The sequence below is a fragment of the Exiguobacterium undae DSM 14481 genome, assembly GCF_000620805.1.
Lineage (GTDB): Bacteria > Bacillota > Bacilli > Exiguobacteriales > Exiguobacteriaceae > Exiguobacterium_A > Exiguobacterium_A undae.
Genome location: NZ_KK211187.1, coordinates 1,964,028 through 1,988,527 on the forward strand (window position 1 = coordinate 1,964,028; position 24,500 = coordinate 1,988,527).

The window sequence follows — 24,500 nt, forward strand, 5'->3', positions numbered from 1 at the left end:
CTGTTGAAAAAGAGAAAAACGGGTTTCCCCGTTCTTTCTCCTGCTCTTCATCTGGTCATTTCAATAAGACGTCTTCCAGTTCCGTTAATCCTTTTTGGCGTTCGATTGGATCCCAGAAGCCCCACGTCGTCGACAATTGGTGGACTTGATCTTGTTTGACTGCTGTCAGCCCTTTCCAGACCTTCCCGTTCGTCACTTCATCGTAGTACGGTCCACTGTTGAAGTACGACAGATCAATGATGTGATCGGGATTATATTTCGCCAGTCCTTCGATCGAAATGTTTTCTCCGAAGTCTTTTGGCAGACCTTTGGTCGGTGTCAGCCCGATATCATCAAACAACAGCGAGTTCGTCGCGTGGTTCGTCAGACCGTAGACACGAATATCTTTTTTGTTGACCGAAACCGCCATGAAGGTCTCGTCCTTGACGTTTTCCTTGATTCGTTGACCGATGTCTTTTGCTTCTTTCGCCAAGTCATCGATGACTGCTTGTCCTTCTTCTTTCTTGTTGACCGCTTCCGTGACTTTCAGGTGATCTTCTTTCCAGTCACCACCCACCTCGACGGCGACCGTCGGGATCGTTTTCGCCAGTTTGTCATACAGCGGTTTGTACCGGTCACTGATGATCAATAAGTCGGGATCCAGTTTGACGATTTCTTCCGGATTGATTTCGTCTGCGTACGGCAACGCCTTCGTTCCTTCGAGTTCTTTCGTCAAGTGTGGTGGAAACTCATTATCATACGCCATCACGGCATACGGTTTGACACCGACGGAGACGAGCGACCCTTCCCATGAGACGTGTGACAGGACAACCACTTTTTTCGGATCATTCGGAACTTCCGTCTTTCCAAAAATATGTTCAACGGTGTGGACGGCGGCTGCTTTTTTGGTCGGTTGTTCGCTTGCCTCGCCTCCACAGGCGGCTAATACAACACACGTCGCGAGGACGGATGTGACACTGATGATTTTTTTCATGTGGTTCTTTTCCCCTCTCACTCTCGTTCTTCATTAGTAATGATAATCATTATCACTAAAGAACGACATGGACGAATCGTTCAACTTTCATGGACAAATCAAGCGTGGTTCCTTTTCGATGTAGTCTAACAATTGCTTCAGCATGTGGGTGCGTCCGAGTGGTCCCCACGGATCCCAATCGACGCTGTCCGGATAATGGACTTGATGATGCTGGACCGCATGCAAGGTCTGCCACGACGCTTCTTGCTGAATCCGCTCGACATCAACCGGTTGACTCCATAAGATCAGCAGGTTTTCCGGATTGACTCGTTGTAACGTCTTCAGCGTGACGATTTCATAAATGGCTTCCGGTAATCCCGGTGCCGGTGTCAGACCCAAATCATGAAATAAAAAATCGAGCATCGTATGTTGCTTCGTCCCGTATAACCGCACCTCGTCCGGTCGAATCCAGACGACAGCCCATGTTCCGGTCTTGTTCCAGGCCAAACGTTCCTTGACCGTTTGTTCGAGCGCCGTGATTTGCGCGACGATCGGCTCGAGCCGGTCTTCCCGCTTCGTCGCGACGGCAATCAGTCGGAGATACTCACTCCAGCAGGTTTGATGCGGCAGTTCAAGAACATGGTCCGCCGGCAACCAGCTGATATCCTGCCCCTTCTCCAAACTTGGTGTCTTGATAATCAAATCGAGTGCCGTCGTCTCAAACCATTCCCGTTCAAGCGGTTGATTGGCATCGTACAACCGGGTTCCGTCCAGTCCGGTCAAAAACACGGGTAATCCGCTTGCTCCGTATTCCGTCGGATAACTCGGTGCGAGGATCGGTTGCAGACCAAGTGCCAACAGGTGATCCTGCAACAAAAGACGGCTGGCAATCCCGATCCGGGGCGTGATCCGTTGTAAAAAATGGGTCGGCGACAAACCGGTCCGCTTTTTGAAGAGGCGGCTGAAATAAAATTCGTCCTGCAGCCCCACTTTTTGTGCGATTTGCGCCAACGTCATTTCGTGTGAAGCGAGCATCCACTCCTTTGCCGTACGGATCCGCAATTGCGTCACATATTCTTTTGGTGTTGCGTGATACCGCTCTTTGAACAGCCGGTTAAACGTCGGTACCGACATTCCGAGATCAAGTGCGAGCTCATGGACGGACCGTTGCATCGACAAGTCCTTCAGCCACGAAGCGACCACTTCCTCAAACACATGATTCTCCTGTTCGAGGCTCAATGTCTCAAGCAATTGATACAGGATTCGTAGTTGAGTCAACCCTTCCTGTTCCGAAGTCGGGCTGACATGGAGTTGCCGTAACCAGTCATGCAGGATGTCCGCATCTTGTCGGTACAGGGCACACCGGTGCCCTGTCAACGTCAGGTGGTAGAACAGACAGGTCTCTTTTGCAGTTGGCAACACCTCATCGATTTGTTCGATCCAGACGGCATCACCCGCGTATAACCGGTGCCGGTTGCTGTATAGAAATCCGCTCCCCGCAACGACGATGACCAATCCCGGCTTGACTGCTCGCCGGTCGCCTTCAAGCAACCAATGCTTCTCGATTGGTAACGGTTTGATCTGTAACTCCATCCTGCCCACTCCTTTAAAAAAACATTTGACAAAAAATTGGTCTTCGATGTACGTTTAATCGCGTTGATAATGAATCTGATTCTCAATTAAAAAGGAGAGACGTCTATGACTACATCCGTTCGACCACGCTCGATCCTGACGATTGTTGTTCTCACGGTTGGGCTGCTCACGCTCTTGAGTACACTGTCTTTGTTTTACGGTGCCGTGCCGATTTCCCGGGCGACCGTCCTCGCCTCGTTTCATGCCTTTGACGCCGGTAATCTGCAGCATCAGCTCGTTCAAGAAGTCCGGCTTCCGCGTCTGATTTGCGCCGGGCTTGTCGGCATTGCACTGGCGCTGTCGGGAACGATGATGCAAGGGTTGACCCGGAATGCGTTGGCTGACCCCTCCCTGCTTGGCATCACCCACGGCGCAGGACTCGGTGTCGCTTTGTCGCTTGCCTTTGTCTCGGAGCATTCATTTGTGACTTCGCTTGCCTTTTCGTTTGGCGGCGCTGCACTTGGGACAGCCGTCATTCTGCTGATCACGGTGTTTGCCCGCGGCCGCTTTTCACCGGTCACGTTGACCGTAGCCGGTGCGGCACTGAGTGCTTTATTCAGCGCCTTGTCGACCGGCATCACTCTGTTTCACCAAGTCGCCCAAGATCTCAGCTTTTGGTATGCCGGCGGGTTGTCCGGGGCAAAATGGGCGCACGTGTTGGTCTTGCTTCCGGTCGTCCTGCTTGGACTCCTCATTTCCTTACATATCGCCCGCAGCATGACCGTCCTCTCGCTCGGAGAAGACGTTGCGACCGGGCTCGGTTCCTCATTGACGAAAGTCCGGCTGCTTGGATTTTGTAGCATCGTCCTGCTTGCCGGTGTTGCCGTGTCGGTTGCCGGCGTCATCGGCTTTGTCGGCTTGATTATTCCCCATATCAGCCGCTTTTTGGTCGGGACGAACTATTACCTGTTGTTGCCGGTCAGCGCCCTGTTCGGCATGACGTTGTTGATTGCTTCCGATTTGCTGGCGCGCATGATCAATCCACCGTTCGAAACCCCGCTTGGAGCCGTCACCGCCCTGGTCGGGGTCCCCTACTTCCTTTATCTCGCCCGCCGAAAGGAGTTGTCCGTCTGATGGATGTCTGGCATGCCGTAAAACAGGCGCGATTGACGCTGGTTTGTTTATGTAGTCTGCTTATTTTGACATTCGTGTACAGTCTGTCGACCGGGATTCTTCCCGTTTCGTTTGGGGCAATCGGCCGAACGTTGATTGGACAAGGAACGGAAGCGGAACGATTGATTCTCATCGATCTCCGGTTACCGCGGATGCTGCTCGCCTTGTTGATTGGTGCCGGACTGGCTGTCTCCGGGACATTACTGCAAGGGATGTCACGCAATGCCCTCGCCGATCCCGGCATTCTCGGAATCAATGCCGGTGCCGGACTGTCCGTCGTCTTGATGCTGTTTTTCTTCCGCTCCGCTACACATCAACTTCCGGTTCTGCCGTTCGTCGCTTTTTTCGGTGCGACACTTGTCGCCTGGACGATTTACCGGTTGGCGGGAAAAGCGGTTCAACCGGGACGTCTGTTGTTGGTCGGGGTCGGAATCAACGCCCTGTGCGGCGCCCTCCTGATCATTTTTCAGTTGAAGATGGATCCGCGCGATTTTCAGCAGGCGACGGTCTGGTTGACCGGAAGCATCTGGCAGGCGGATTGGTCATCCGTCTTGACGCTTGCCCCCTGGATCGTCTGTTTGGTGCCGCTTGCCTTTTTACACAGCCGGTCACTGAATCTGTTGCAACTGAGCAGCTCGCTCCCGCAGACGTTAGGACTCCGAGTCGAACAGACACGGAAACGGATCTTGTTGATCGCTGCCGCACTTGCCGGTTCCTGTGTCGCTGCCGGCGGCGGAATTTCCTTTATCGGATTACTCGCCCCGCACATCGCCCGGCGTCTTGTCGGACCGAATCATTACAGTCTGATTCCGGTCGCCGCCCTGCTCGGCAGCCTGCTCGTGTTGCTCGCCGACTTGATCGGGAAAAACCTTCTTGCTCCGGCCGACATTCCGGTCGGGATTGTCATCGCAATTCTTGGAGCACCTTATTTCATCGTATTATTGTTCCGAAAATGAAGGCAGACCGATTCGCCGCAAGTGGACGGATCGGTCTTTTTCTCAGCGTTTGCCTTTTTGACCCAAAACCTCGTAATACTGCTGGTCACTTCCTAAAATAAACGAAGGTGCCGGTTGACCACGACGCGCGCGGTGACCTGCAAGATGGACGTCACTCGTCTCCCACACTTTCCAGTCCTGTTCCGATTCCCAGCGAATCAAGACGATGACTTCTTCCTCGCCCCGCGTTCGCTTTTTTTGCAGGACACTGAGATCGATGAAGCCGGGTTGTTGCTCGATGATGCCTTCGCCTGCGAACCGCTCAATCATCGACTCGGCATGACCGGTTTCCACCCGGATCGTTTTAAGTTGAATAAACAGAAAAACCACTCCCCTTTAATTGATAATGAATCTCATTTGCAATACTACTATATCATCGATCCTGTTCCCTTTGTCAATACCATTCCAATTTGCTTCCATCGATGATGATTGGGCAGACAGCAAAAAAGCTGCCTCGATTCGAGATCGAAACAGCTTTAACGCTATTCACATCAGATGTTACTTAAGCAACGCGTGATTGTTCCGTGCGGTCGGCTTTTTTCCGCCCGAATAATCCGCCTAAGACGGCACCGATGATGGCGGGTACGACCCAACCAAGCCCGACGGAGAAAAACGGCAACACGTTTTCAAATACGCGCAAGACCGGTCCGACCGGTGCTTCCGCCGCCTTCAGTCCATCAAACAGACTGACGGCAAATGTCATCCACATCGCTCCCTGATAGACAGCGGGTTTCCCTTTAAAGACGGAATGTAAAAACGTCAGGAAAATCAGACAGATTGCCAGTGGATAAAGTGTCAGCAGAACCGGTTTTGAAATCGCGATCAACTGCGTCAGACCGATGTTGGCAACGAGCGCACTGAAGATCGACAGTCCAATCGTCCACTTGACGTATGAAATCCGTGGCAACAAGAGGGAGAAGAATGACGCACAGGCAGTGATCAGCCCGACACTTGTCGTCAGACATGCAACCGTGATCATCAAACCGAGCAAGATCGAACCGTACGAACCGAAATAATAATCGGAGACGGCAGACAAGATTTCCGCTCCGTTCTTCAACGGACCGATTTTGGCGACACTGGAAGCCCCCATGAACGCAAGGGCCGAATAGGTGACGGCCAGCAAGCTTGCCGCAATCAAGGCTGCTTTCGAACAGATGATGAGCAGTTGTTTTTTCGACGTGACCCCTTTTTCCTTGATTGCCGAGATGATGATGATGCCGAAGACAAACGCTCCGAGGGCATCAAGCGTTAAATACCCTTCTTGAAATCCATTAAAAAAGGCGTTGTGTTGATACGTCGTCAAAGGATTCTGAAAACTTCCGATTGGCTTAATGACGGCAACGAGAATCAACAGCCCGATGAATGTAATCTTGATCGGCGTCAAAATCTTTCCGACGACATCGACGATTTTTGTCGGATTCAGCGACAACAGACAGGCAAGCGTATAAAACAGAATCGAAAAGATCAACAGTGGTGTTGATGACGCCGACTCTCCGAAAAAGGGTTTGATCCCGATTTCATAAGAAACGGTTCCGGCGCGCGGAATCGCAAAAAATGGTCCAATCGCTAAGTACAAGATGATGGCAAAAACAAGACCGAAGACCGGGTGGACTCGTGACGCCATCGCCCGTAAATCCGCTTCACCGGAATAGGCGAACGCTAAGATCGCAAGTAACGGTAAACCGACGCCTGTGACAAGGAACCCGGCATTGGCGACCCAGACTTGCTCCCCTGCCATCTGACCGAGCATCGGTGGAAAAATCAGATTGCCCGCTCCGAAAAACAAGGCAAACAGCATCATACCGATGACGACAATAAAGGATGTTGGAACTGTTTTAGACATAAGAAACCCCCACGATTTAGTTACGACCTGATTGTTTTGATCCATCAATCAGGTACTTCGTTCGAAAGAATAACATAGGTCTGTGACCTCGTGCTAGGAGTTTATCTGGTGAATATTCTGACATTTCTCAAAAAACCTTGCTGTTTCACCCTTTTCTAAAATAATGACTGCCAATCCGCTCGAATGATGTAATCGGTAACATAAGTTCATCTGACTCAGTTCAGAAAAGAGGAATCTTTTACCCTCAATTGACTTATGGATATTTGTGGTATATTTGGTTAAAAGGAGGGTTTTTGATGAAACGATTATTGATTGGCATGACGGTAGCAAGTCTGCTTGCCGGCTGTTCCAGCACACCGGAAGCCGAAAAAGTAAAACCACCGGGACTGACCTTCAAGCAAGATGAACAGACGATTAAAATCATTCCGCTCTACGACGAATATCAATCGTACGTCGATGCAACGTTAAAAGAGCCGACCGAGAATGGCGCACTATTTGAAAAACATGTTTTGGCTGCGAAACACAAATGGATCGAAAAAGAAAAACTGACAGATACCTACACAGACCGACGTATTTATGAAATTCCAACCGACAACGTCGAAGAACTGAATAAAACGATTGCCTACTTAAAAAAACACCAAGATTCCATTCATCAACAGATTAAAAAAAGTCTTCAGACCTCAATCAAAGCACTGCCGAGAACAGAGAAGCTGACGGTCTTCGTCGCGCCTTACAATGTCCATAACGCAGCCGATATTCAACGCTTCGGCGGCGTCAGCGGTTTCGCTTCCGGAAAAAACATGTTCACTCTTTACTTAGCGAAAGATTTTTCAACAGATACACTGGCGAATAGCGTCGCCCACGAATACCACCATACCGTTGCTTTTGAAAGCATCACGCACGACTCGATGTTCAACGGTATCATGTTGGAAGGTGAAGCGGACATGTTTGCCGCACAGGTTTATCCAAAAGGTAAAACGGAAACGACCGAACCGTTGCTCGATCATACATTAGAAAATCTATTAACACATGTCAATAATAACGCTGTGACCGAGGACGATTTACGATTTGGAAACTATGACAAACAAATTCCTCCGCTTGCAAAATATACGCTCGGCTTTATGATCATGACGGATTTCATTCAAAAAAATCCAGATGTTCCCGTCGCCAAGTGGACCCAGATGCCGCCGGCTGATATTTTAGAAAAAACCGATTATGCGAAAAAATTAACGATCCGGTAAGCAGCATCCGGACAAAATGAAGATAAAAAACCACGAGTTGTGTACCTTTTAACAGATACGCAACTCGTGGTTTTGATATTTTCAGTTGTTCACTCATTTAAAGGCCGGAATCGCCGTTTCATCATAATTGTCTTCGAGGAACTTTTTAACTTTCGGACTCGTCATCGCTTTCGCAAGCTTCTGAATCGCTTCTGAATCCTGATTGTCCTCACGGGCAACGAGCGTGATCGCAAAGTCATTTTCGACACCTTCCGTGACGAGCGCATCCTGTTTCGGCGTCAGACCGAGCGGTGAAGCATAGGCCGGCGTCATGATGACCGCATCTGCATCATCATAAAGACGGGCCAGCATCAGTAAATCCACTTCCTTGAATTTAAAGTCGCGTTTGTTTTCCGTGATGTCTTTCATCGTGTAATACGGACCGGTTTTCTTTTTCAACTGAATCGCATCATGTTGGGCAAGTAAAGCCAGCGAGCGGTCGATGTTCGAGACGTCGTTCGCGATTGCGATGACGGCACCTTTCGGCAATTGGTCCAGCTTTTTGTATTCTTTCGAATAAAGACCGTAGTTCGCGAAGTAGATCGGTTCAATCGGGACGAGTTTGGCATCGTTGTTCCGGTTAAACTCTTCCATGTACGGGACGTGTTGGAAGAAGTTCGCATCCACTTCTTTTGCCGCCAGCGCACTGTTCGGTTGAACGTTATCACTCAAGACGACGACTTCCAAGTTAATACCCTCTTCTTTTAATTCGGGTTTAACGAGATCGAGAATTTCTGTCATTGGTTTGATCAGTGATGCAACTTTTAACGTCTCCGTTTTTTCCGTCGAACCTTGTTCGTCGTTCTTGTCCGCGTTTCCACATCCGGCTAATGCCAGGACAAACACGCTGAGTAATACCATGATTTTTTTCATTTAAATTCCTACTTTCGGTTAGCGTTTATCGAGCAAGCGTGCTACGGTCGTCCCGGCAAACTGAATCATTTGCACCAGGATGACCATAATTAAAATCATATACAGCATCAATTCTGTCTGAAACTGCTGGTAGCCGTATCGGACAGCAAAGTCACCGATTCCTCCGCCCCCGACAACCCCCATGATCGTCGAATAGGAGATGAAGCTGACGATTGACGTCGTCAGACCCAGGACAAGGCCGGACCGGGCTTCGACGAATAAAAACTTCATCACGACGGCCCGTGTCGAAGCCCCCATCGAGACCGCGGCCTCGATGATTCCTTTCGGGACATCCAGCAACGATTGCTCGACAAGGCGCGAATAATGGGCGATGGCGATGATGGCAAGCGGTACCGTCGCTGCCGCCGTCCCGATTGCGGTTCCGATGATGAGACGCGTAAACGGAATCAAGAAGACGACAAGCAACAAGAACGGAAACGAGCGGATCGTATTGACCAACAGATTTAAAGCCGAAAACAACCAGCGATTCGCCAGCAACTGATCCTTTCGTGATAAGAACAGCAAGGTGCCGAGCGGAAGTCCGAGCAGAATCGCAGCAAGAATCGACAAGCCGACCATCACGAACGTTTGTCCGATGGCCAGCCGGATTTCTGCGGCATACGTAATCAAGATTTCAGGCATGCGTCTCCCCCCGTTCGGTCAATTGGGTCAGGAACCAGCCGGCATCACTTTCGATTTCGGTCACTCCGGTCGGTTCCGTCGCAACCGTCTTGCGAATCCGTCCGTCTTCCATGATCGTGACCCGGCGGCAAATGCTCTGAATCACATTCATTTCATGGCTGACGATGACAATCGTGACGCCTAACGTTTGATTGATCGTTTGCAGGACCCGTAAAATTTCCGACGTCGTGCTCGGATCAAGCGACGAGGTCGGTTCGTCACACAGAAGAACACGCGGCCGGTTCGCGAGCGCCCGGGCAATCGCAACACGCTGTTTCTGACCACCACTCAACTCAGCCGGATACTTGCCGGAAAAATTGGCCAAGCCGACAAACTGCAGACATTCCTCGATCCGGGCAATACGGTCTTTCTTTTTAACACCGGCCAGATCAAGCGAAACAGCGATGTTCTGCTCGACGGTCTTGTTTGCGACGAGATGAAAATCCTGAAAAATCATGCCCATCTCTTGCCGGACATTCCGGAGCTTTTGTTTCGGCAAAGTCGTCAAGTCGGTCCCGTCAAACTCGACGATTCCCGCATCCGGCCGTTCGAGCAGATTCATCAGTCGCAACAGTGTGGATTTGCCGGCTCCGCTTGCTCCGATGATTCCATGAATCTCTCCCTGCTCAATCGAGAGGGTGACGGACTGAATAACGGGTTGTTTGGAAAAACTTTTATCGACGTTTCGTAATGAAATCATGTGGCACCCTCCCTTACAACGTGTTTCATTTTACCGTAATTCGTCCATTTTTGTCATGTTGAATGCTTTTTTTCTTTCCCGCGTCATTTCACTAATCAAGTAAATCGTTTTAATAACAAAAAATCTGAACCGAAGTCCAGATTTTGATTATTCTTCGTATTTCTTGACGATTGTCGCAATCCCTTGACCGCCGCCGATGCAGAGTGTCGCCAGACCATGGCTTTCGCCGGTCCGTAACATCTCGTGAATCAACGTCACCATGATCCGGGTTCCGCTGGCGCCGATCGGGTGACCGAGGGCAATCGCCCCGCCGTTTCGGTTCAACTTCACCGGATCAAATTGGAGTTCTGCGTCGACTGCAAGCGACTGGGCGGCAAATGCTTCGTTCGCTTCGATGACATCGATCGCGTCCAGGCTCAGACCTGCTTTTTGCAACGCTTGTCCGACCGCTTTGACGGGACCGATCCCCATGATACTCGGGTCGACGCCGGATGTTCCGTTGGCAACGATCTCGACGAGCGGGGTCAGCCCAAGTTCTTTTGCCTTTCGAGCCGACATGACAACGACTGCTGCCGCTCCGTCATTAATCCCGGATGCATTGCCGGCTGTGACCGTACCGCCTTTCTTAAAGGCCGGACGCAAGCGTGCGAGTGACTCCGCTGTCGTTCCGGCACGCGGGAACTCATCTTCGGCGAAGACAACCGGATCACCTTTGCGCTGTGGAATTTCAACCGGTGTGATTTCCGCTTGGAAACGATCCGCTTCGATGGCTTGACTTGCTTTTTGTTGACTGGTCGCTGCAAATTGGTCTTGCGCCTCCCGGGAAATCGTATATTGCTCGGCTAAGTTTTCCGCTGTGATGCCCATATGGTAGTCGTTAAAGGCGCACTCCAGACCGTCCTTGATGATCGTATCGACAAGCGGCTGGTCGCCCATCCGTAAACCGGTCCGGGCTCCGCTTAACACGTACGGTGCCTGACTCATGTTTTCCATCCCGCCGGCGACGATGATTTCCGCCTCGCCGGACTTGATTGCTTGAAACGCGAGGTGAATCGCCTTTAAGCCGGAACCACAGACTTTATTGATCGTCATCGCCGGGACCGATTCCGGGAGACCGGCGAGGAGACTGGCCTGCCGTGCCGGATTTTGTCCGAGTCCCGCCTGCAGGACGTTGCCCATGATGACTTCCTCGACGAGCGCTGGTGCGACATTCGCCTGTGCGAGTGCCGCTTCGATGACCGTTGCGCCAAGTTTTGTTGCCGGAACATCCTTTAAACTGCCGTTAAAACTGCCGATCGCCGTACGTGTCGCACTGACGATGACCACTTGTTCACTCATCTTGACTTCCCCCTTATTGAATCGTATATCCGCCGTCTAAGACATTGGCCTGTCCCGTGATGCCTTTCGCTTTTCGACTGGCGAGGAATAAGGCATAGTCAGCGATTTCCTCGACCGCAAGCAACCGCTTTTGCGGAACGAGCGGATAAATCACGTCTTCGAGAACCTTTTCCAGTTCGACCTGGCGTGTCTTCGCAAGATCCGCCATCTGATTGCGGACGAGCGGCGTGTCGACGTAGCCCGGACATAAGGCATTGACCGTGATCCCGTGTTCCGCCCCTTCCAGTGCCGCCACTTTCGTTAAGCCGAGAAGTCCGTGTTTCGCGGAATTGTAGGCCGCTTTTCCAGCAAAGCCGATCAGACCGTTGATCGAAGCCATGTTGATGATCCGACCGTATCCTTGTTCCTTCATGATCGGGAAAACATGCTTGATCGCCATAAAGGGTGCCGTCAACATGATTTTGATCATCAACTCAAACTTCTCCGTCGGAAAATCTTCGATGGGTGAGACATGCTGCAGACCGGCGTTGTTGATCAATACATCAATCCGGCCGTACTGTTTCATCGTTTCGGCAAACACAGACTGGACTTGCGCTTCATCCGTCACGTTCAGCGTCAGACCAATCACGTCATGTCCCGCTTCCTGCAACGTCTGGGCTGCTGTTTGTGCCGCTTCTGTGTTGACGTCCGTAATGACGACCTTCGCTCCTGCTTCGGCGAACGCCTTTGAGATTTCAAGACCAATCCCGCTTCCTGCTCCCGTCACAAGGACGATATCTCCGTTGACCATCTGACTCACTCCCCTACTGGCATACGTTCAAGTTCCGGGCTGACCGTGAAGTTCGCTTCCGTCACGGCACGGATGTCTTCGACCGTCAGTCCGGCGAGCGTTTCGATCAAGACCATTCCGGCATCCGTAAAATCAAAAACAGCTTTGTCGGTAATCAACCGGTGGACGACTTGGCTCCCCGTTAACGGTAATGTACAGCTCGACTTCACTTTGGATTCGCCGTACTTATTGACGTGCTCCATGATGATGACGACCCGTTTTGCCCCGTTGACGAGATCCATCGCTCCGCCCATTCCTTTGACCATCTTGCCGGGAATCATCCAGTTCGCGAGGTCTCCGTTTTCCGCGACTTCCATCCCGCCTAAAATCGCGAGGTCGATATGACCACCGCGGATCATCGCGAACGATTCGGCACTGTCGAAATAGGACGCGCCTTTTTGTGCCGTGACCGTCTCTTTGCCGGCGTTGATTTCGTCGGCATCGACTTCGTGTTCGAGCGGATACGGTCCGATGCCGAGCAAGCCGTTTTCCGATTGCAGCATGACGTGCCGATCGTTCGGAATCGCATTGGCGATCAGTGTCGGAATCCCGATGCCGAGATTGACGTACATCCCGTCCTCGATTTCCTGCAGTGCACGATTGATGATGATGTCTCTAGACGTTGCCATAGTATCTCCCCCTTATGCTTCCCGGACTGTCCGGCGTTCGATGCGTTTCTCGTAGTCCGTCCCGACGATGATGCGCTGGACGTAAACCGCTGGTGTATGAATCTCGTTTGGATCCAGTTCACCGACTTCAACCAGTTCTTCGACCTCGACGATTGTCACTTTCCCGGCCGTCGCGACCAGTGGATTGAAGTTGCGTGACGTTTTACGGAAAACAAGGTTGCCGAGTTTATCCGCTTTCCAGGCTTTGACGAGTGCAAAATCACCGACGATCCCTTCTTCAAGCAAATACGTTTTTCCGTCGAATTGTTTTTGTTCCTTGCCTTCCGCGATCGGTGTTCCGACACCGGTCGGCGTGTAGAAGCCGGGAATGCCCGCGCCGCCGGCTCGAATCCGCTCCGCAAGTGTCCCCTGCGGTACGAGGTCGACTTCAATCTCGCCACTTAAATACTGTTGCTCAAACGTCTTGTTTTCCCCGACGTACGACGAGACCATCTTCTTGATCTGGCGTGATTGCAATAAGATGCCGAGTCCGAAATCGTCGACACCACAGTTGTTGCTGACGACCGTCAATTCCTTGACGCCTTGTTCCTGTAAGGCGGCAATTGATTTTTCGGGAATTCCGCACAGACCGAACCCGCCGACGACGAGCGTCGCCCCGTCAAAAATATCTGCTGTCGCTTCCGTAAATGAATCGTAGATTTTCCCCTGTTGCATCGTTCATTTCCCCCTTAGTAAGTACAGCTGTTTAATAAAGACCCGTCAGGTTATACAGACCAATCATCAAGAAGACCGTCACTGTCTTTAAAATCGTAATCATAAAGATGTCACGGTACGACTGACGGTGTGTCAATCCGGTGACGGCAAGCAAGGTGATGACGGCCCCGTTGTGCGGGAGCGTGTCCATTCCGCCGGACGCCATCGAGATGACCCGGTGCATGACTTCCGGCGGGACACCGCCTGATGTGATCGCTTGCGTATACTTATCTGACATCGCACTGAGCGCGATGCCCATGCCACCGGATGCTGAACCGGTCACACCGGCAAGTGCCGTCGTCGTGACCGCGCCGTTGACGAGTGGATCGGTGAACGTCGACGAGATCCCGCTTGAGACCGTTTTGAACCCCGGTAAGGCGGCGATGACGCCACCAAATCCGTACTCGGCTCCCGTATTCATGACGGCGAGTAAGGCACCGCCGATACTGACGTTCAGACCAGCTTGGAAGTTCGTCCGGACTTTTTTGAAATCATAGAGCATCGCCGAGATGATACCGATGATCAAGGCCATCTGGACCGACCAGATCGCGAGTACGGCCGGCGTCTCGATTTTGCCGAAGGCTTCCAGACCAATCGCCGCGAAGTCAAAGCCTTCCGGATACCAGTTCGGAATCGCGAGCGTAAAGTACTTGTTCATGACGGCGACTAAAATCAACGGTACAAAGGCCAATACTTGACGATAAACCGGCTGTTGCGCCGTCTCAAGTGTCAATTCCGGCTCGTTTTTCAACTCCATCTGCGGGGCGCTGCTGGCTGCCGTTGCTTCAAAACCGGCGTAGCCTTCCCCTTCCTGATGGGCTTTACGTTTACGCGATTCGAGATACATCATCCCGACGGTCAGGATGATCAGTCCGCCGACCGTCCCCATGATTGGAGCGGCATAGATGTCTGTTTTGAAGAACGTCGTCGGAATGACGTTTTGAATTTGTGGTGTCCCCGGCAAGGCATCCATCGTGAACGTAAACGCTCCGAGCGCAATCGTTCCCGGAATCAACCGTTTCGGGATGTTTGCTTCGCGGAACAAGTTTGCGGCAAATGGATAGACGGCGAAGACGACGACGAACAGGCTGACACCGCTGTACGTCAAGATCGCTCCGAGCAGGACAATGGCAAGAATCGCCCGTTTGGCACCGATGATCCGAATGATCGTCTTCGCGATCGATTCGGCAATCCCTGACATCTCAACGACTTTCCCGAAGATCGCTCCGAGTAAGAAGACCGGGAAATAGGCTTTGATGAAGCCGACCATCTTTTCCATGAAGATATTCGAGAAGAACGGCAGGACCCAGTCCGGATTCGTCAACAGAACCGCGAATAAGGCACAGATCGGAGCAAACAAGATGACCGAAAAGCCACGGTACGCTACGAACATGAGTAAAGATAAGGCAAGAAGAATGATGATCAGTTCCATGGTGGATCTCCTTTTAATTTTTAGTAAGCGCTTTCAATTGCTTCTTCCTCATTTAACAATTGAATCGGAGAACGGTCAATCAAAATCCGGTAACCTATAAGTACAGCTTATAGACTCTATAACTTCACATTATAGACACATTTTGTTTTTTGATGCGTCTCGGAGAAATCTTTTGAAGGAACAGGACTTTTTATATGCGTTGGCGTATTCTAACGTATAGAAGGAATTGTTGATGAAAGTAAGGTGAATTGGTGTGAAATCGATCTTGTACGACGTACTCCATAACCTGACTTTATTGATGAGCGGGTTTTATTTGCTCGGAAAACTATCGCCCCACCCGATTACCGTCGACTCCAAACGGTCAGTCCGGATTTTGTACGGACTCAGTTTAAGTATCCTGTCGTTGCTTTTGATGCAGTTGACAATCGAACCGGTTCCGGGTGTCCTAGTCGATTTACGGCATATTCCGGTCATCGTCGCCGCTTATTTCGCCGGTCCGCTGCCGACCTGTATCGTGACGATCATCATTATCGTCTATCGGTTCAGTGTCAACACGAATGCGGCGGCTTTTGCAGCCTGTCTGTTCATTTTACTGGTTGCCGGCGGAACGTTGCTGATCGTCAGGTGGTTGCCGCTCTACTCCCGAAAAACATTTACGGTCGTCACGGTGTATGCGACCGTCCTGCATGGACTCGTCTTGACGTTTGTCTTGTTCGATACCGGGCTCATCCTCGACATTTTAAGTGTCGTTCTCCCGGCGTCATTTGCCAGCAGTTGGCTTGCCCTTGTCATCATCCGGGATATTCGGCTGACGAAGCACGCGATGCAGACCTTGCAACAGACGGCACGACGTGATTTTTTGACGGGACTTCATAATTTCCGTGCCTTTACCGATCACTTGGAAGACTTAAAACAGCAAACGATCCTCCATTCACGGGAAGTCGCCTTGATTACGGTCGACATTGATCATTTTAAACAGATCAACGATACGTATGGTCATGAGGCGGGCGACGAGGTTTTACGGCAGTTTGCGAAACGGCTGCAGGACGGGGTGACGGATTCCGGTTATGTCTCCCGAAACGGCGGTGAAGAATTTTCGATTCTCGTTGAACGATTAACGGTCGTCAAAGTGTTGGCACTCGCGGAACAGTTACGGGAACGGATCGCTGCTGCTCCGTTCGTGTTGTCCTCGGGCGTGCTGCTCCACTTGACGGCGTCGTTCGGTGTCGCCAGTTTTCCGGAAACGACCGGACAGATCCAACATATCGTGACCGATGCCGACGCCGCTCTTTACCAATCCAAACAAAACGGCCGGAATCGCGTCACCCTGTTTTCGCTTCAAGAAGAAGTCGCATCGGCCCGTCACTCCGATTAGGGATGGACGAATCCAGTAAAATCGGCTACGTTTGATAGTGAGGTAGGTGAGTGTTATGAAATTGGCAAAAGGACCGTATATTTTAATTGGTCTTGTGCTCGGTCTCCTGTTCGGCTTCATCGGGGATAATTTTTATCTGTATGTCTCGGCCGGTATTTTAGTCGGTGCGATGCTTGAAGGTTATGTCTCGTGGCAACAACGGAAAGAACAAAAAAAATCAAATCATTCCTAAGGGGGAATCAGTGTGGGCTTCAGTGAACTATTTTTATCAACGCTCGCGTATATTGGTGTCGCGACGCTCCTGCTTGCAATCGGGGTCGTCCTGTTTGAAGTGACGACCAAATCAAAAGAGATGGAACTGATCCGTCAAGGAAAAAAAGCGGCCGTCTATGCATTCGGCGGACGGATCCTTGGTCTTGCGATCGTGCTGTACTCAAGCATCACGAACTCGGTCAGCATTCTCGACATGGTCTTGTGGGGAGCACTTGCGATCGTTTTCCAAATCGTTTTGTTCTACCTGGCTGATTTAATCATTCCGCGTCTCAGCATGACAAAAGAAATTGATGCCAATAACGAAGCCGTCGGTTTACTGCTTCTGTTCCTTTCGATTTCAATCGGATTGATCATCGCCGGTTCCCTTACATATTAAAAAAAATGCCAGCATCCCGGACGTCGGAGTGCTGGCATTTTTCATTTTTCCAAGTCTTCGAGTTCTTTTTGGGAGCGGGGATAGCCGTTTGCCTGCCACTCCGCCCGGTAAATCGAATCGAGTTTCGTCAAGCCGACTTCATCCGGATCCTTATCGGCATCCGGACTCAAATCCTGATCGAGATGCGTTAAATACTCTTTTAACGGATCCGGTTCCCTCTTGTCTTTGTTCTTCAGCAAAAACAGACCGGCACCGGCCAAAACGCTTGCTCCAAACACATACCGTTTTCGTAATCGCATCGGTTCCCCTTCTTTCTATCAAGACACAGCTTAGACAAGTCCTCCCCCGTCCCGGAGGTTCGGGTGGGCCACCTGCCGGACTTTTCCCTGTTCGACGGTCAGGACGTGATCCGGTTGCCGTTCAAAATAACCGGTTTCGAGCACCCCCGTCAAACTTTTTAGTTCCTGAGCAAGATGACGCACATCCTGAACCCGCTCGAGATCCACATCCAGAATCAAATGTCCGCCATCTGTCACGAACGGTTGACCGTCGTGTTCCCGCAATGTCACGTCCAGCTGCTTGTCCCGCAGATAACGCTCGACATACGGTCTCGCAAACGCATCGATTTCGACCGGTAACGGTCCGGTCAAGTGGTGCACGAATTTCGAGGCGTCCGCTAAGTAGAGGATTTCCCGGCTCATCAGCGCGACGACTTTTTCCCGGAATAACGCGCCGCCCCCGCCCTTGAGCACTCGGAACCGTGGATCGATCTGATCGATGCCGTCGATGACGAGATCGATATGGGTTGCTTCTTCGAGTGACAGGAGGGGAATGTTCAATCGTTTCGCTTGTTCAACCGTCTCGTTGGATGTTGCGACCCCTTGCACCTCGCCGCCCGCTTTGACCCATTCACCCAAGGCATCGATGAAACTCCGGGTCGTCGAACCGGTCCCGAGACCAAGGATCATCCCGTTCTTGACCTGCTTGATTGCCGCTTCCGCCAGCATCTTCTTCTCTTGCTCATACATCAGTACCCCTCCTTCGTTAGTTATCTATTCCCGGTTGACGCGGACTTCAATCGACGAGTCCTGCCGTCTCCTGCAGATAGAGCTCGATTGCTGAACGAAGCGGTTCGAGTGCGTCTTGCCAAAAAGTGACCGCATCCGGTTCTCCGTCCAGGTACCGTTCCACCAGCTCTTCGATCGAAGCCCGACCCGATGCCCGTAACAGCGGTTCAAATTGATCACTGAACGCCGCTTTGGATTGTTTGACCGTCGAGTACAACTGATTGCTCAACAAGTAACCGATTGTATAGGGGATATTGTAAAATGCCTTGCCGGTATCATAAAAATGACTGACATAGATCCATTTAAACGGAGCCGCCTCGTCCAATAGATTCCCGTAAAAACCGGCTTCTTCCTCCTGCATCAAGGCTGCGATTCGTGCACTTGAGACCGGTCCCTGCTTCCGCTCGGAATAAAAACGTTGCTCAAACCGGAACATGTTCGGCACGATTCCGACGTATTTTAAACCTTCGTTGATCTTGGTCTCAAGCATCGCCAATTTATCGTCACCTGCCGACTGTTCGATGACGGCGTCGAGGACCAGATTTTCCATGAACGTCGAGGCGGTCTCAGCGATACTCGTCCCTTTGATTTGCTCGAGGAACGGCAGATCGTGTAACAGTGAATTATGATAGGCATGCCCGATTTCATGGGCAAGCGTGACGACATCCTGATACGCCTCGCGGTACGTCATGAAGATGCGGCTCTCTTTAAGGACCGGAAAGGAGGCACAGAATCCCCCTTCCGCCTTATTGGGCCGGTTTTCGGCATCGACCCATCCTGCTTCGAATACGTGTTTCGTAAAGGTGGCCAACCGAGGATGCAGGTCTTCAAATTGCTTCAGGATGATTGTTTGTGCTGTTGCATACGAGACAACACGGTCCGACTTGAAGGTATTCGTCTCTAAATCGTGCCAGTGTGGTTCCGTGATTCGGGCGAGACGCAATTTCCGTTCGTAATACGACTGGAACAACGGACGATGTTGATCAATCGCCGTCAGCATCGCTTCGATCGTCGGTCGTTTGATCCGATTTTGTTCGCAGAGTTCCGTCAAGAGATCGTCCCAGCCGCGTTTGGCATAGACCTGTAATCGAAATCCGGCAATCCGGTTCAGAATCATCGCAAAGTCGTCCTGTGCAGCGGCGCAGGTTTTCGCAATAGCGGCAGCTGCCGTTTGACGGTCAATCCGTGTCGTACCGTGGACCGCCTGATGCCAGGCTTGTCCGATCGTGACCGTTGCTCCATTCAAGGGAAGTCGTAATCCGGTCAAACGTTGTTCATACAGCTGTTCCCAGGCAGAAAATCCGTCGATTGCCAATGCCTGAATCAGCTGTTCCTGCTTTGCCGGCAGACGCCGTTCCATGATGGCACGGCGTTCCGTCAGGTAATAGGATGCTTCTTCGTGCTGTAACGTTGTCCTCTCGTCGTTTGACAACGTCCGCAGTCGTTCCTCGAAAAAAGTTTCACCCGTCTGAAGACCCGCTTGCAACGTATCCGTCTGCTCGAGCAGATCAAGGACCTCTTGACGCGACACGTCCTCTGCATACAGGCAATAGACAAAATCACTGAGTTCTTCGACCTGACACATGAGCTGCTCAAGTGTCACTAATTGCGACCGGATCGGTGCTTGATCGGTTTGGAACCGGTCAAGTTCCTGCTGTAACGATTCTAACTTTTGTTTGATTTCTTCCGTTGTATAGCTGGCGTTCAGCTGCCAACGTGATGTCATGGTCGACATAGCCATTCCTCCTTTTCAGCCTTTTCTGTCCCTCCCTCCATTCGTTTCCGTTTAAGACAAGTCCTGTTTTTCTAGTTATTTCCACAAAAAAACATCCTTTCGCTTGATGGAAAGGATGTCGGAACCATTAAATGACGAAGAAATAGACGCAGAGGAAATGAGCAAGACTTCCAAGTAACACGAACACGTGGAAAATCTCATGGAAACCAAGATGTTTAAACGACAGAACGTTTGGTTTCAAACCGTAGATGACTCCACCAATCGTATAGAAAATACCCCCGAGGAACAGCAGCGCGATTCCCATCGGTGACAAGACGGCTGCGAGCGGTGTGATCGCAAAGACCATGATCCAGCCCATCCCGATGTAAAGTGTCGTCGACAACCAGCGCGGGCTGTTGAACCAGACCAGTTTAAAAGTGATCCCGAAGACGGCAATCAGCATGACGATACTGAACATGACCCACCCCGTCGGTCCGTTCAGACTGATCAGACAAAACGGCGCATAGGATCCGGCGATCAACAAATAGATCATCGAGTGATCCAGTCGTCTCCAGGTCGCAATCGCCCGGTCGCTCGCCAGTACCATGTGATAGGTCGCCGAGACGGAATAGAGTGCCATCATACTGACACCAAAGATGATGGCAGCGACGATCGGCAAGCCGGCGCCCCGTTCCAGTGATGCCTTAATGACCAGTGCCAGCAATCCGATGAAGGCGAAGACTGCTCCTCCCAGATGGGTCAAGCCGTTGATTGGTTCTCTCATGTACGTTCTCATAATTTCCCTCCGTTGTTATGTAGTTTTTAATACTACATGGCGTTATATGAACATTCTATCATACACTAGAGAAATAGGAAGTCATTCCGGACTATTTTTTTTGGAGGTTTTTTTATGACACAAGCAGATCAACCGAAACCAATACTCGATCGACAATTGGAACTTACGGATATTCCGAACATCGATCTCTACATGGATCAAGTCATCCAACTGTTTGAACGGACATTCGAGGAGACGACCCGCGCAAAAGGCGAAACGATTCTGACGAAGACGATGATCAACAATTATGCCAAAAAGAAACTTTTTTTCCCGGTGACGAATAAGAAATACACGAAAGACCATCTCATCTTAATCAGTCTGATCTATCAGCTTAAAGGAACTTTTTCAATCAACGACATCAAAACAATTCTGACAGATTTGAATACAGGCGTCACCAGCCAGTCAATCAATCTTGAAGCATTTTATCAGACTTACCTCGACACGACGGCAGCTAATCAGACGCGTTTTGAAGCACAACAGCAACTTCCGGACGAATCGGATCATCTCGAACAGTTGCAACTGATTTTATCACTTGCCCATATGAGTAACTTGTATCGCCGGGCAGCCGAACGGTTAATTGATCAATTAGAAGATTAACTTTCTGAGTCATCTCATGGTAAAATAGGGAAAATGAAGAGCGAGGTGGATCAGATGGAGATCGGGCAACGTTTTTTGGCGCAACTGGAAGAAACCGGACAGTATTTCGTGAACTATCAGGATGGCATTTTGATTGAACTGGCGTTTGATGCGACTGTCGGAAAGCAGTCACCGGCATTCTCTGATCTTGAACACACGGCGGCCTATCTCGAGGAACATCTCCGTTCCCATCAGACGCAGGCCCTGTTGCTCGCTTCAAAGATCCATGCCTATGATGCTTCTCCCGTCGAACGGATTACGCAAATGATCTCCATCCACAGCTTTTTTTCAACACACCGTCTCGTCCACCCGCTGAACGCCTATTCCACCGCCTTGTTAATCAGCCGATTGGAAGCGACGGATCCGCAGTTGCAACGGACGGTCGAGCTGTATCGGCTTGCCAAAAAGTCTCATCGCTTCATCGTCTCCCCGCTCCTCGTGTCGTTCTTGTTCCTGAACGCCTTGCGTCGCGGAGAGATAGCGACGATTCACGCACGGATCGAGGCGACGTATGACATTCTGAAAAAACGATTTGGCCGTTCGCAGCAAACGTACGTCACCGCCCTGCTGCTCGCGTTGTTGCCGGAGGACGATCAGGCGACGTATATCGCACAGGTCGTTCAGTCGCGAAACCTGTACCGGAAACACGGCATTCCTTTGTCGTTTCACGGTTTACTCGCCTTACTCGGTGACCCGAGGATGCACCAAACGGCGTTAGAGGGGTTGGCGGACCAGTTCCGGAATACGCCTCACTTCAAGTACCGGAAGGACCTGGTGTTTCTGACGGCTGTCCGGCTGTACTTGGCCGATCATCCGACGCTGCACCAGCTGTTTGCACCGTTCTCCCCTTCTACGCTCGACGATACGTCCAACCTGTTGCCGGTTTATCTGTTTCCGGTCGATCTGACCGATACATCCCATGCGACGGATGGTGGTATGACGGACGGCGGATTTGACGGGGGTGACGGCGGCGGGGGTGGCGGTGATTAAAAATTCACAAAAAAACCTTCCTGCAGAAGCGGAAGGTTTTTTTGGATTAACGCTCTTGATTATCGTCGTCGGATGGTGTTACATCTGATGCATGGGATAAATCCGGTGCTTCTTCATCCGTTGACGGATTTTCATCCGAGACGTCCTCTGATTGTTCTTGTGTATCCGTCGACTCCTCTTTCGAGTCGTCATTTTTGTCTGTATCTTGTTTTGCTTTTGGTTTTTCAGTATTGGATTCGTCGCGTCCTGCGATTTCATCGTTCGTCATCCGATTACCCGAAGTAATTGGATCTGTTTCTTTGTCGTGTTGCTGTGCCATGAAAAGTCCCCCTCGATCTGTGATGTTAAGAGTATTCCCTTCCTTACACAGCTTAAACATCGAGCGTATGGCTGGTTTTTGAAAAATCGGCAATTAAGTTCGTAATCGGTTGCGGGTGATGGAGGTAATGTCCTTGAACATACAACTTTTCCCCAAGCAATGTAATCTGACGGAATTGAGAAACCGTCTCGACTTCTTGAATGACGAGTGCAATGTTCAGTGCTTGCGTCAACGCATAGACAGACTGTAACATCGACTGTTCGAGCTGATTTTGCGCCAATCGCCGGGTGAAAATCGGATCCAGTTTCACCGATTGTACCGGTAAGCGGAGTAACGAATTCAACGATGCGTAGTGACTGCCAAAATGATCGACACTCAAGCGGTATCCGGCCTGACGCAACGATTCGAGTCGACCGATTGCTTGACGTCGTCCCGTCTGCAGGACTTCTTCACGGATTTCAAGGACGATCCGGTCCCGCTTGAACGGCGGCTGATTGGCAAATGCCAACAGGTCAGCAAGCATCGCATCGGACTGGAATTGACTCGCCGACAGATTGATTGAAATCGTCACCGGGTGACCCAATTCCTGTTCCAAGCGGACACTGTCGGTGATGGCCTGACAGACCGTGAATCGTCCGATTTGACCAAAGCTTCCCATCCGTTCAGCGACCGGAATGAAGTCTGCCGGACTGACGAAGCCAAGGACCGGATGATTCCAACGCAACAAAGCTTCGACCGCCACCGTGTGGCCAAGTTTAGCATTGAAAATCCGTTGATAATACAATTCAAATTGTCCCCGCGCAAGAGCCTGCCCGAGTTCTTTTTCCAAAACGTGCTCAAATGGATGTTGTTCGAGTTCCCGAGCCTGATTGACGAACAAGGTCCCGGCTTTTCCGTCCAGTTTGACTTGCTGCATCAAGGCTTCTGCTGCATAAACCTGCGTTTGACGATTCATATAGTCCCCGGTCAATAAGCTGACGCCGGAAGAAGCGGTGACACGAATCGGTTCATGGCTGATTCCTTCGATTGGCCGTTCAATCGCCTCGATGATCCAGTTCGCATACGTGTTGCCGTGCTCCGCAAACTCTGCTTCGTCGATGGGTGCCAACACGATGAATTCGTTCCCGTCCATTCGTCCGACGACATGATCGAGGATCGGTACATATTTTAACCGGGAGGCAATTTCCTGCAACACTTTATTGCCGACCCGGTAACCGTATGTCGCATTGATGGCATGAAAATTATCGAGATTTAAGACCATCAGGAACGTGGACTGATTCGCCACGCTGGAAATCAACCGGTTCATGTAGCGTTCATTGTAGACGTCGGTCAAGGCATCCTTGATGACGTATGTCTCGACACTGATCGATTTACTGATGATGTCAGCATAGTTTTCTACCAACGCGATGTCTTTTTGATCAAAATCATATGGCTTGTCATCAAATGCACACAATGTCCCGATTTTTTCGTTTTCCGCATTTTTGATGGCCACGCCTAAAAAACTGCCGTTCCCAAGCGATTTCGTGACCGGGTGGTTACTCGTATGGGGATCCGCCAATAACTCGTTGATTTGAATCTTCCCGTCCGTCTCATCGATGACGAGCTTACAAAGAACGTGCTGATAGACATGGGTCGTCCCTTCGCCGATCAATTCTTTTTCTTGGTTGATTGCTTTGACGATGAAATTGCTGTTCAAATCGTTTAACGCAAAAAACAACGTGTTGACGCCAATTTCTTCACTTAATTTTTTTAAGATTTCCTCAACAAGCGGATGCAGCGCTTCATACCGCATTTGCATATTATCCACGAATCACCCCTCCTTTTCG

Annotated in this window: 26 protein-coding genes; 8 read left to right on the forward strand and 18 right to left on the reverse strand. The window is 50.8% G+C overall.

Annotation, left to right across the window (positions count from 1 at the left end; all coding sequences use genetic code 11):
• Nucleotides 1–55: 55 nt before the first annotated feature.
• Both P397_RS0111015 and P397_RS17375 read right to left on the reverse strand, forming a co-directional pair.
• Nucleotides 56–973, reverse strand: coding sequence for an ABC transporter substrate-binding protein (locus P397_RS0111015; protein ID WP_028106586.1), 918 nt, complete (start codon nt 971–973; stop codon nt 56–58).
• Nucleotides 974–1,060: 87 nt separating this feature from the next.
• On the reverse strand, nt 1,061–2,545 hold the full coding sequence (locus tag P397_RS17375; RefSeq protein ID WP_051524010.1) for a helix-turn-helix domain-containing protein: 1,485 nt from the start codon (nt 2,543–2,545) through the stop codon (nt 1,061–1,063).
• Between the two features lie 105 nt (nt 2,546–2,650).
• On the opposite strand from P397_RS17375, the gene P397_RS0111025 reads away from it, so the two are divergent.
• Both P397_RS0111025 and P397_RS0111030 read left to right on the forward strand, forming a co-directional pair.
• Nucleotides 2,651–3,658, forward strand: a complete 1,008-nt coding sequence (locus tag P397_RS0111025; protein ID WP_028106587.1) for a FecCD family ABC transporter permease — start codon at nt 2,651–2,653, stop codon at nt 3,656–3,658.
• Nucleotides 3,658–4,653, forward strand: a complete 996-nt coding sequence (locus P397_RS0111030; protein ID WP_028106588.1) for a FecCD family ABC transporter permease — start codon at nt 3,658–3,660, stop codon at nt 4,651–4,653. Before P397_RS0111025 ends, P397_RS0111030 begins: the two co-directional genes overlap by 1 nt.
• Nucleotides 4,654–4,695: 42 nt before the next feature.
• Here the strand turns inward: P397_RS0111030 and P397_RS0111035 are convergent, their stop codons facing one another.
• Both P397_RS0111035 and brnQ read right to left on the reverse strand, forming a co-directional pair.
• Entirely contained in the window at nt 4,696–5,013 is a 318-nt protein-coding gene (locus P397_RS0111035; RefSeq protein ID WP_035414392.1) for an antibiotic biosynthesis monooxygenase, read from the reverse strand.
• Between the two features lie 181 nt (nt 5,014–5,194).
• The gene (gene brnQ, locus P397_RS0111040) at nt 5,195–6,535 is read right to left on the reverse strand and encodes a branched-chain amino acid transport system II carrier protein (protein ID WP_028106590.1); all 1,341 of its coding nucleotides are present in this window, start codon (nt 6,533–6,535) and stop codon (nt 5,195–5,197) included.
• A 296-nt stretch (nt 6,536–6,831) separates the two neighbouring features.
• On the opposite strand from brnQ, the gene P397_RS0111045 reads away from it, so the two are divergent.
• A complete protein-coding gene (locus P397_RS0111045) occupies nt 6,832–7,776 on the forward strand; it encodes a DUF2268 domain-containing putative Zn-dependent protease (protein ID WP_028106591.1) in 945 nt (314 codons plus the stop codon).
• 93 nt (nt 7,777–7,869) lie between these two features.
• On the opposite strand, the gene P397_RS0111050 is transcribed toward P397_RS0111045, so the two are convergent.
• From P397_RS0111050 to P397_RS0111085, 8 genes are all read right to left on the reverse strand, one after another.
• A complete protein-coding gene (locus P397_RS0111050) occupies nt 7,870–8,688 on the reverse strand; it encodes a MetQ/NlpA family ABC transporter substrate-binding protein (protein WP_028106592.1) in 819 nt (272 codons plus the stop codon).
• 18 nt (nt 8,689–8,706) lie between these two features.
• On the reverse strand, nt 8,707–9,369 hold the full coding sequence (locus P397_RS0111055; protein WP_028106593.1) for a methionine ABC transporter permease: 663 nt from the start codon (nt 9,367–9,369) through the stop codon (nt 8,707–8,709).
• On the reverse strand, nt 9,362–10,108 hold the full coding sequence (locus P397_RS17380; protein WP_051524013.1) for a methionine ABC transporter ATP-binding protein: 747 nt from the start codon (nt 10,106–10,108) through the stop codon (nt 9,362–9,364). Before P397_RS17380 ends, P397_RS0111055 begins: the two co-directional genes overlap by 8 nt.
• Nucleotides 10,109–10,255: 147 nt before the next feature.
• The gene (locus P397_RS0111065; protein WP_028106594.1) at nt 10,256–11,446 is read right to left on the reverse strand and encodes an acetyl-CoA C-acetyltransferase; all 1,191 of its coding nucleotides are present in this window, start codon (nt 11,444–11,446) and stop codon (nt 10,256–10,258) included.
• Between the two features lie 13 nt (nt 11,447–11,459).
• On the reverse strand, nt 11,460–12,236 hold the full coding sequence (locus P397_RS0111070) for a 3-hydroxybutyrate dehydrogenase (protein ID WP_028106595.1): 777 nt from the start codon (nt 12,234–12,236) through the stop codon (nt 11,460–11,462).
• A 5-nt stretch (nt 12,237–12,241) separates the two neighbouring features.
• Nucleotides 12,242–12,904, reverse strand: coding sequence for a 3-oxoacid CoA-transferase subunit B (locus P397_RS0111075; RefSeq protein WP_012370073.1), 663 nt, complete (start codon nt 12,902–12,904; stop codon nt 12,242–12,244).
• A gap of 12 nt (nt 12,905–12,916) precedes the next feature.
• A complete protein-coding gene (locus P397_RS0111080; protein WP_026833329.1) occupies nt 12,917–13,618 on the reverse strand; it encodes a CoA transferase subunit A in 702 nt (233 codons plus the stop codon).
• Between the two features lie 31 nt (nt 13,619–13,649).
• The gene (locus tag P397_RS0111085; RefSeq protein WP_026833330.1) at nt 13,650–15,089 is read right to left on the reverse strand and encodes a GntP family permease; all 1,440 of its coding nucleotides are present in this window, start codon (nt 15,087–15,089) and stop codon (nt 13,650–13,652) included.
• A gap of 253 nt (nt 15,090–15,342) precedes the next feature.
• Here P397_RS0111085 and P397_RS0111090 point away from each other — a divergent pair, with 253 nt between their 5' ends.
• From P397_RS0111090 to P397_RS0111100, 3 genes are read left to right on the forward strand one after another with little or no spacing between them, the layout of a single operon-like run.
• Nucleotides 15,343–16,464, forward strand: coding sequence for a GGDEF domain-containing protein (locus P397_RS0111090; protein WP_028106596.1), 1,122 nt, complete (start codon nt 15,343–15,345; stop codon nt 16,462–16,464).
• Nucleotides 16,465–16,519: 55 nt separating this feature from the next.
• Nucleotides 16,520–16,696 carry a hypothetical protein gene (locus P397_RS18000; RefSeq protein ID WP_167331061.1) on the forward strand — a complete coding sequence of 59 codons (177 nt, stop codon included), beginning with the start codon at nt 16,520–16,522 and terminating at the stop codon, nt 16,694–16,696.
• Nucleotides 16,697–16,708: 12 nt separating this feature from the next.
• Nucleotides 16,709–17,113 (forward strand): DUF350 domain-containing protein, encoded by a 405-nt coding sequence (locus P397_RS0111100; protein WP_012370068.1) that lies wholly within the window; start codon nt 16,709–16,711, stop codon nt 17,111–17,113.
• 41 nt (nt 17,114–17,154) lie between these two features.
• Here P397_RS0111100 and P397_RS0111105 read toward each other — a convergent pair whose 3' ends face one another.
• The 4 genes from P397_RS0111105 to trhA all read right to left on the reverse strand — a co-directional run bounded on the left by P397_RS0111105 (nt 17,155) and on the right by trhA (nt 20,690).
• The gene (locus P397_RS0111105; protein WP_028106597.1) at nt 17,155–17,412 is read right to left on the reverse strand and encodes a hypothetical protein; all 258 of its coding nucleotides are present in this window, start codon (nt 17,410–17,412) and stop codon (nt 17,155–17,157) included.
• 30 nt (nt 17,413–17,442) lie between these two features.
• Nucleotides 17,443–18,141 carry a ribose-5-phosphate isomerase RpiA gene (rpiA, locus tag P397_RS0111110; protein ID WP_028106598.1) on the reverse strand — a complete coding sequence of 233 codons (699 nt, stop codon included), beginning with the start codon at nt 18,139–18,141 and terminating at the stop codon, nt 17,443–17,445.
• Nucleotides 18,142–18,187: 46 nt separating this feature from the next.
• Nucleotides 18,188–19,915 (reverse strand): M3 family oligoendopeptidase, encoded by a 1,728-nt coding sequence (locus P397_RS0111115; protein ID WP_051524015.1) that lies wholly within the window; start codon nt 19,913–19,915, stop codon nt 18,188–18,190.
• Between the two features lie 127 nt (nt 19,916–20,042).
• Nucleotides 20,043–20,690: a PAQR family membrane homeostasis protein TrhA gene (gene trhA, locus P397_RS0111120; protein WP_012370061.1), complete on the reverse strand. Its 648-nt coding sequence runs from the start codon at nt 20,688–20,690 to the stop codon at nt 20,043–20,045.
• Nucleotides 20,691–20,804: 114 nt separating this feature from the next.
• Here trhA and P397_RS0111125 point away from each other — a divergent pair, with 114 nt between their 5' ends.
• A complete protein-coding gene (locus P397_RS0111125) occupies nt 20,805–21,326 on the forward strand; it encodes a DUF1836 domain-containing protein (protein WP_028106600.1) in 522 nt (173 codons plus the stop codon).
• 54 nt (nt 21,327–21,380) lie between these two features.
• The gene (locus tag P397_RS0111130; RefSeq protein WP_028106601.1) at nt 21,381–22,355 is read left to right on the forward strand and encodes a DUF4003 family protein; all 975 of its coding nucleotides are present in this window, start codon (nt 21,381–21,383) and stop codon (nt 22,353–22,355) included.
• Nucleotides 22,356–22,401: 46 nt separating this feature from the next.
• Here the strand turns inward: P397_RS0111130 and P397_RS0111135 are convergent, their stop codons facing one another.
• Nucleotides 22,402–22,674, reverse strand: a complete 273-nt coding sequence (locus tag P397_RS0111135) for a hypothetical protein (RefSeq protein WP_028106602.1) — start codon at nt 22,672–22,674, stop codon at nt 22,402–22,404.
• A 52-nt stretch (nt 22,675–22,726) separates the two neighbouring features.
• The gene (locus P397_RS0111140; RefSeq protein ID WP_028106603.1) at nt 22,727–24,472 is read right to left on the reverse strand and encodes a sensor domain-containing diguanylate cyclase; all 1,746 of its coding nucleotides are present in this window, start codon (nt 24,470–24,472) and stop codon (nt 22,727–22,729) included.
• Between the last annotated feature and the right edge of the window lie 28 nt (nt 24,473–24,500).

Coding starts and splice junctions, on each gene's coding strand:
- P397_RS0111070 (WP_028106595.1), bottom strand. CDS start 12,236: ATGGTCAACGGAGATATCGTCCTTGTGACGGGAGCAGGAAGCGGGATT.
- P397_RS0111130 (WP_028106601.1), top strand. CDS start 21,381: ATGGAGATCGGGCAACGTTTTTTGGCGCAACTGGAAGAAACCGGACAG.
- P397_RS18000 (WP_167331061.1), top strand. CDS start 16,520: ATGAAATTGGCAAAAGGACCGTATATTTTAATTGGTCTTGTGCTCGGT.
- P397_RS0111080 (WP_026833329.1), bottom strand. CDS start 13,618: ATGCAACAGGGGAAAATCTACGATTCATTTACGGAAGCGACAGCAGAT.
- trhA (WP_012370061.1), bottom strand. CDS start 20,690: ATGAGAACGTACATGAGAGAACCAATCAACGGCTTGACCCATCTGGGA.
- rpiA (WP_028106598.1), bottom strand. CDS start 18,141: ATGTATGAGCAAGAGAAGAAGATGCTGGCGGAAGCGGCAATCAAGCAG.
- P397_RS0111105 (WP_028106597.1), bottom strand. CDS start 17,412: ATGCGATTACGAAAACGGTATGTGTTTGGAGCAAGCGTTTTGGCCGGT.
- P397_RS0111075 (WP_012370073.1), bottom strand. CDS start 12,904: ATGGCAACGTCTAGAGACATCATCATCAATCGTGCACTGCAGGAAATC.
- P397_RS0111055 (WP_028106593.1), bottom strand. CDS start 9,369: ATGCCTGAAATCTTGATTACGTATGCCGCAGAAATCCGGCTGGCCATC.
- P397_RS0111025 (WP_028106587.1), top strand. CDS start 2,651: ATGACTACATCCGTTCGACCACGCTCGATCCTGACGATTGTTGTTCTC.
- P397_RS0111065 (WP_028106594.1), bottom strand. CDS start 11,446: ATGAGTGAACAAGTGGTCATCGTCAGTGCGACACGTACGGCGATCGGC.
- P397_RS0111125 (WP_028106600.1), top strand. CDS start 20,805: ATGACACAAGCAGATCAACCGAAACCAATACTCGATCGACAATTGGAA.
- P397_RS0111135 (WP_028106602.1), bottom strand. CDS start 22,674: ATGGCACAGCAACACGACAAAGAAACAGATCCAATTACTTCGGGTAAT.
- P397_RS17380 (WP_051524013.1), bottom strand. CDS start 10,108: ATGATTTCATTACGAAACGTCGATAAAAGTTTTTCCAAACAACCCGTT.
- P397_RS0111015 (WP_028106586.1), bottom strand. CDS start 973: ATGAAAAAAATCATCAGTGTCACATCCGTCCTCGCGACGTGTGTTGTA.
- P397_RS0111085 (WP_026833330.1), bottom strand. CDS start 15,089: ATGGAACTGATCATCATTCTTCTTGCCTTATCTTTACTCATGTTCGTA.
- P397_RS0111115 (WP_051524015.1), bottom strand. CDS start 19,915: ATGTCGACCATGACATCACGTTGGCAGCTGAACGCCAGCTATACAACG.
- P397_RS0111030 (WP_028106588.1), top strand. CDS start 3,658: ATGGATGTCTGGCATGCCGTAAAACAGGCGCGATTGACGCTGGTTTGT.
- P397_RS0111140 (WP_028106603.1), bottom strand. CDS start 24,472: ATGCAAATGCGGTATGAAGCGCTGCATCCGCTTGTTGAGGAAATCTTA.
- brnQ (WP_028106590.1), bottom strand. CDS start 6,535: ATGTCTAAAACAGTTCCAACATCCTTTATTGTCGTCATCGGTATGATG.
- P397_RS0111045 (WP_028106591.1), top strand. CDS start 6,832: ATGAAACGATTATTGATTGGCATGACGGTAGCAAGTCTGCTTGCCGGC.
- P397_RS0111050 (WP_028106592.1), bottom strand. CDS start 8,688: ATGAAAAAAATCATGGTATTACTCAGCGTGTTTGTCCTGGCATTAGCC.
- P397_RS17375 (WP_051524010.1), bottom strand. CDS start 2,545: ATGGAGTTACAGATCAAACCGTTACCAATCGAGAAGCATTGGTTGCTT.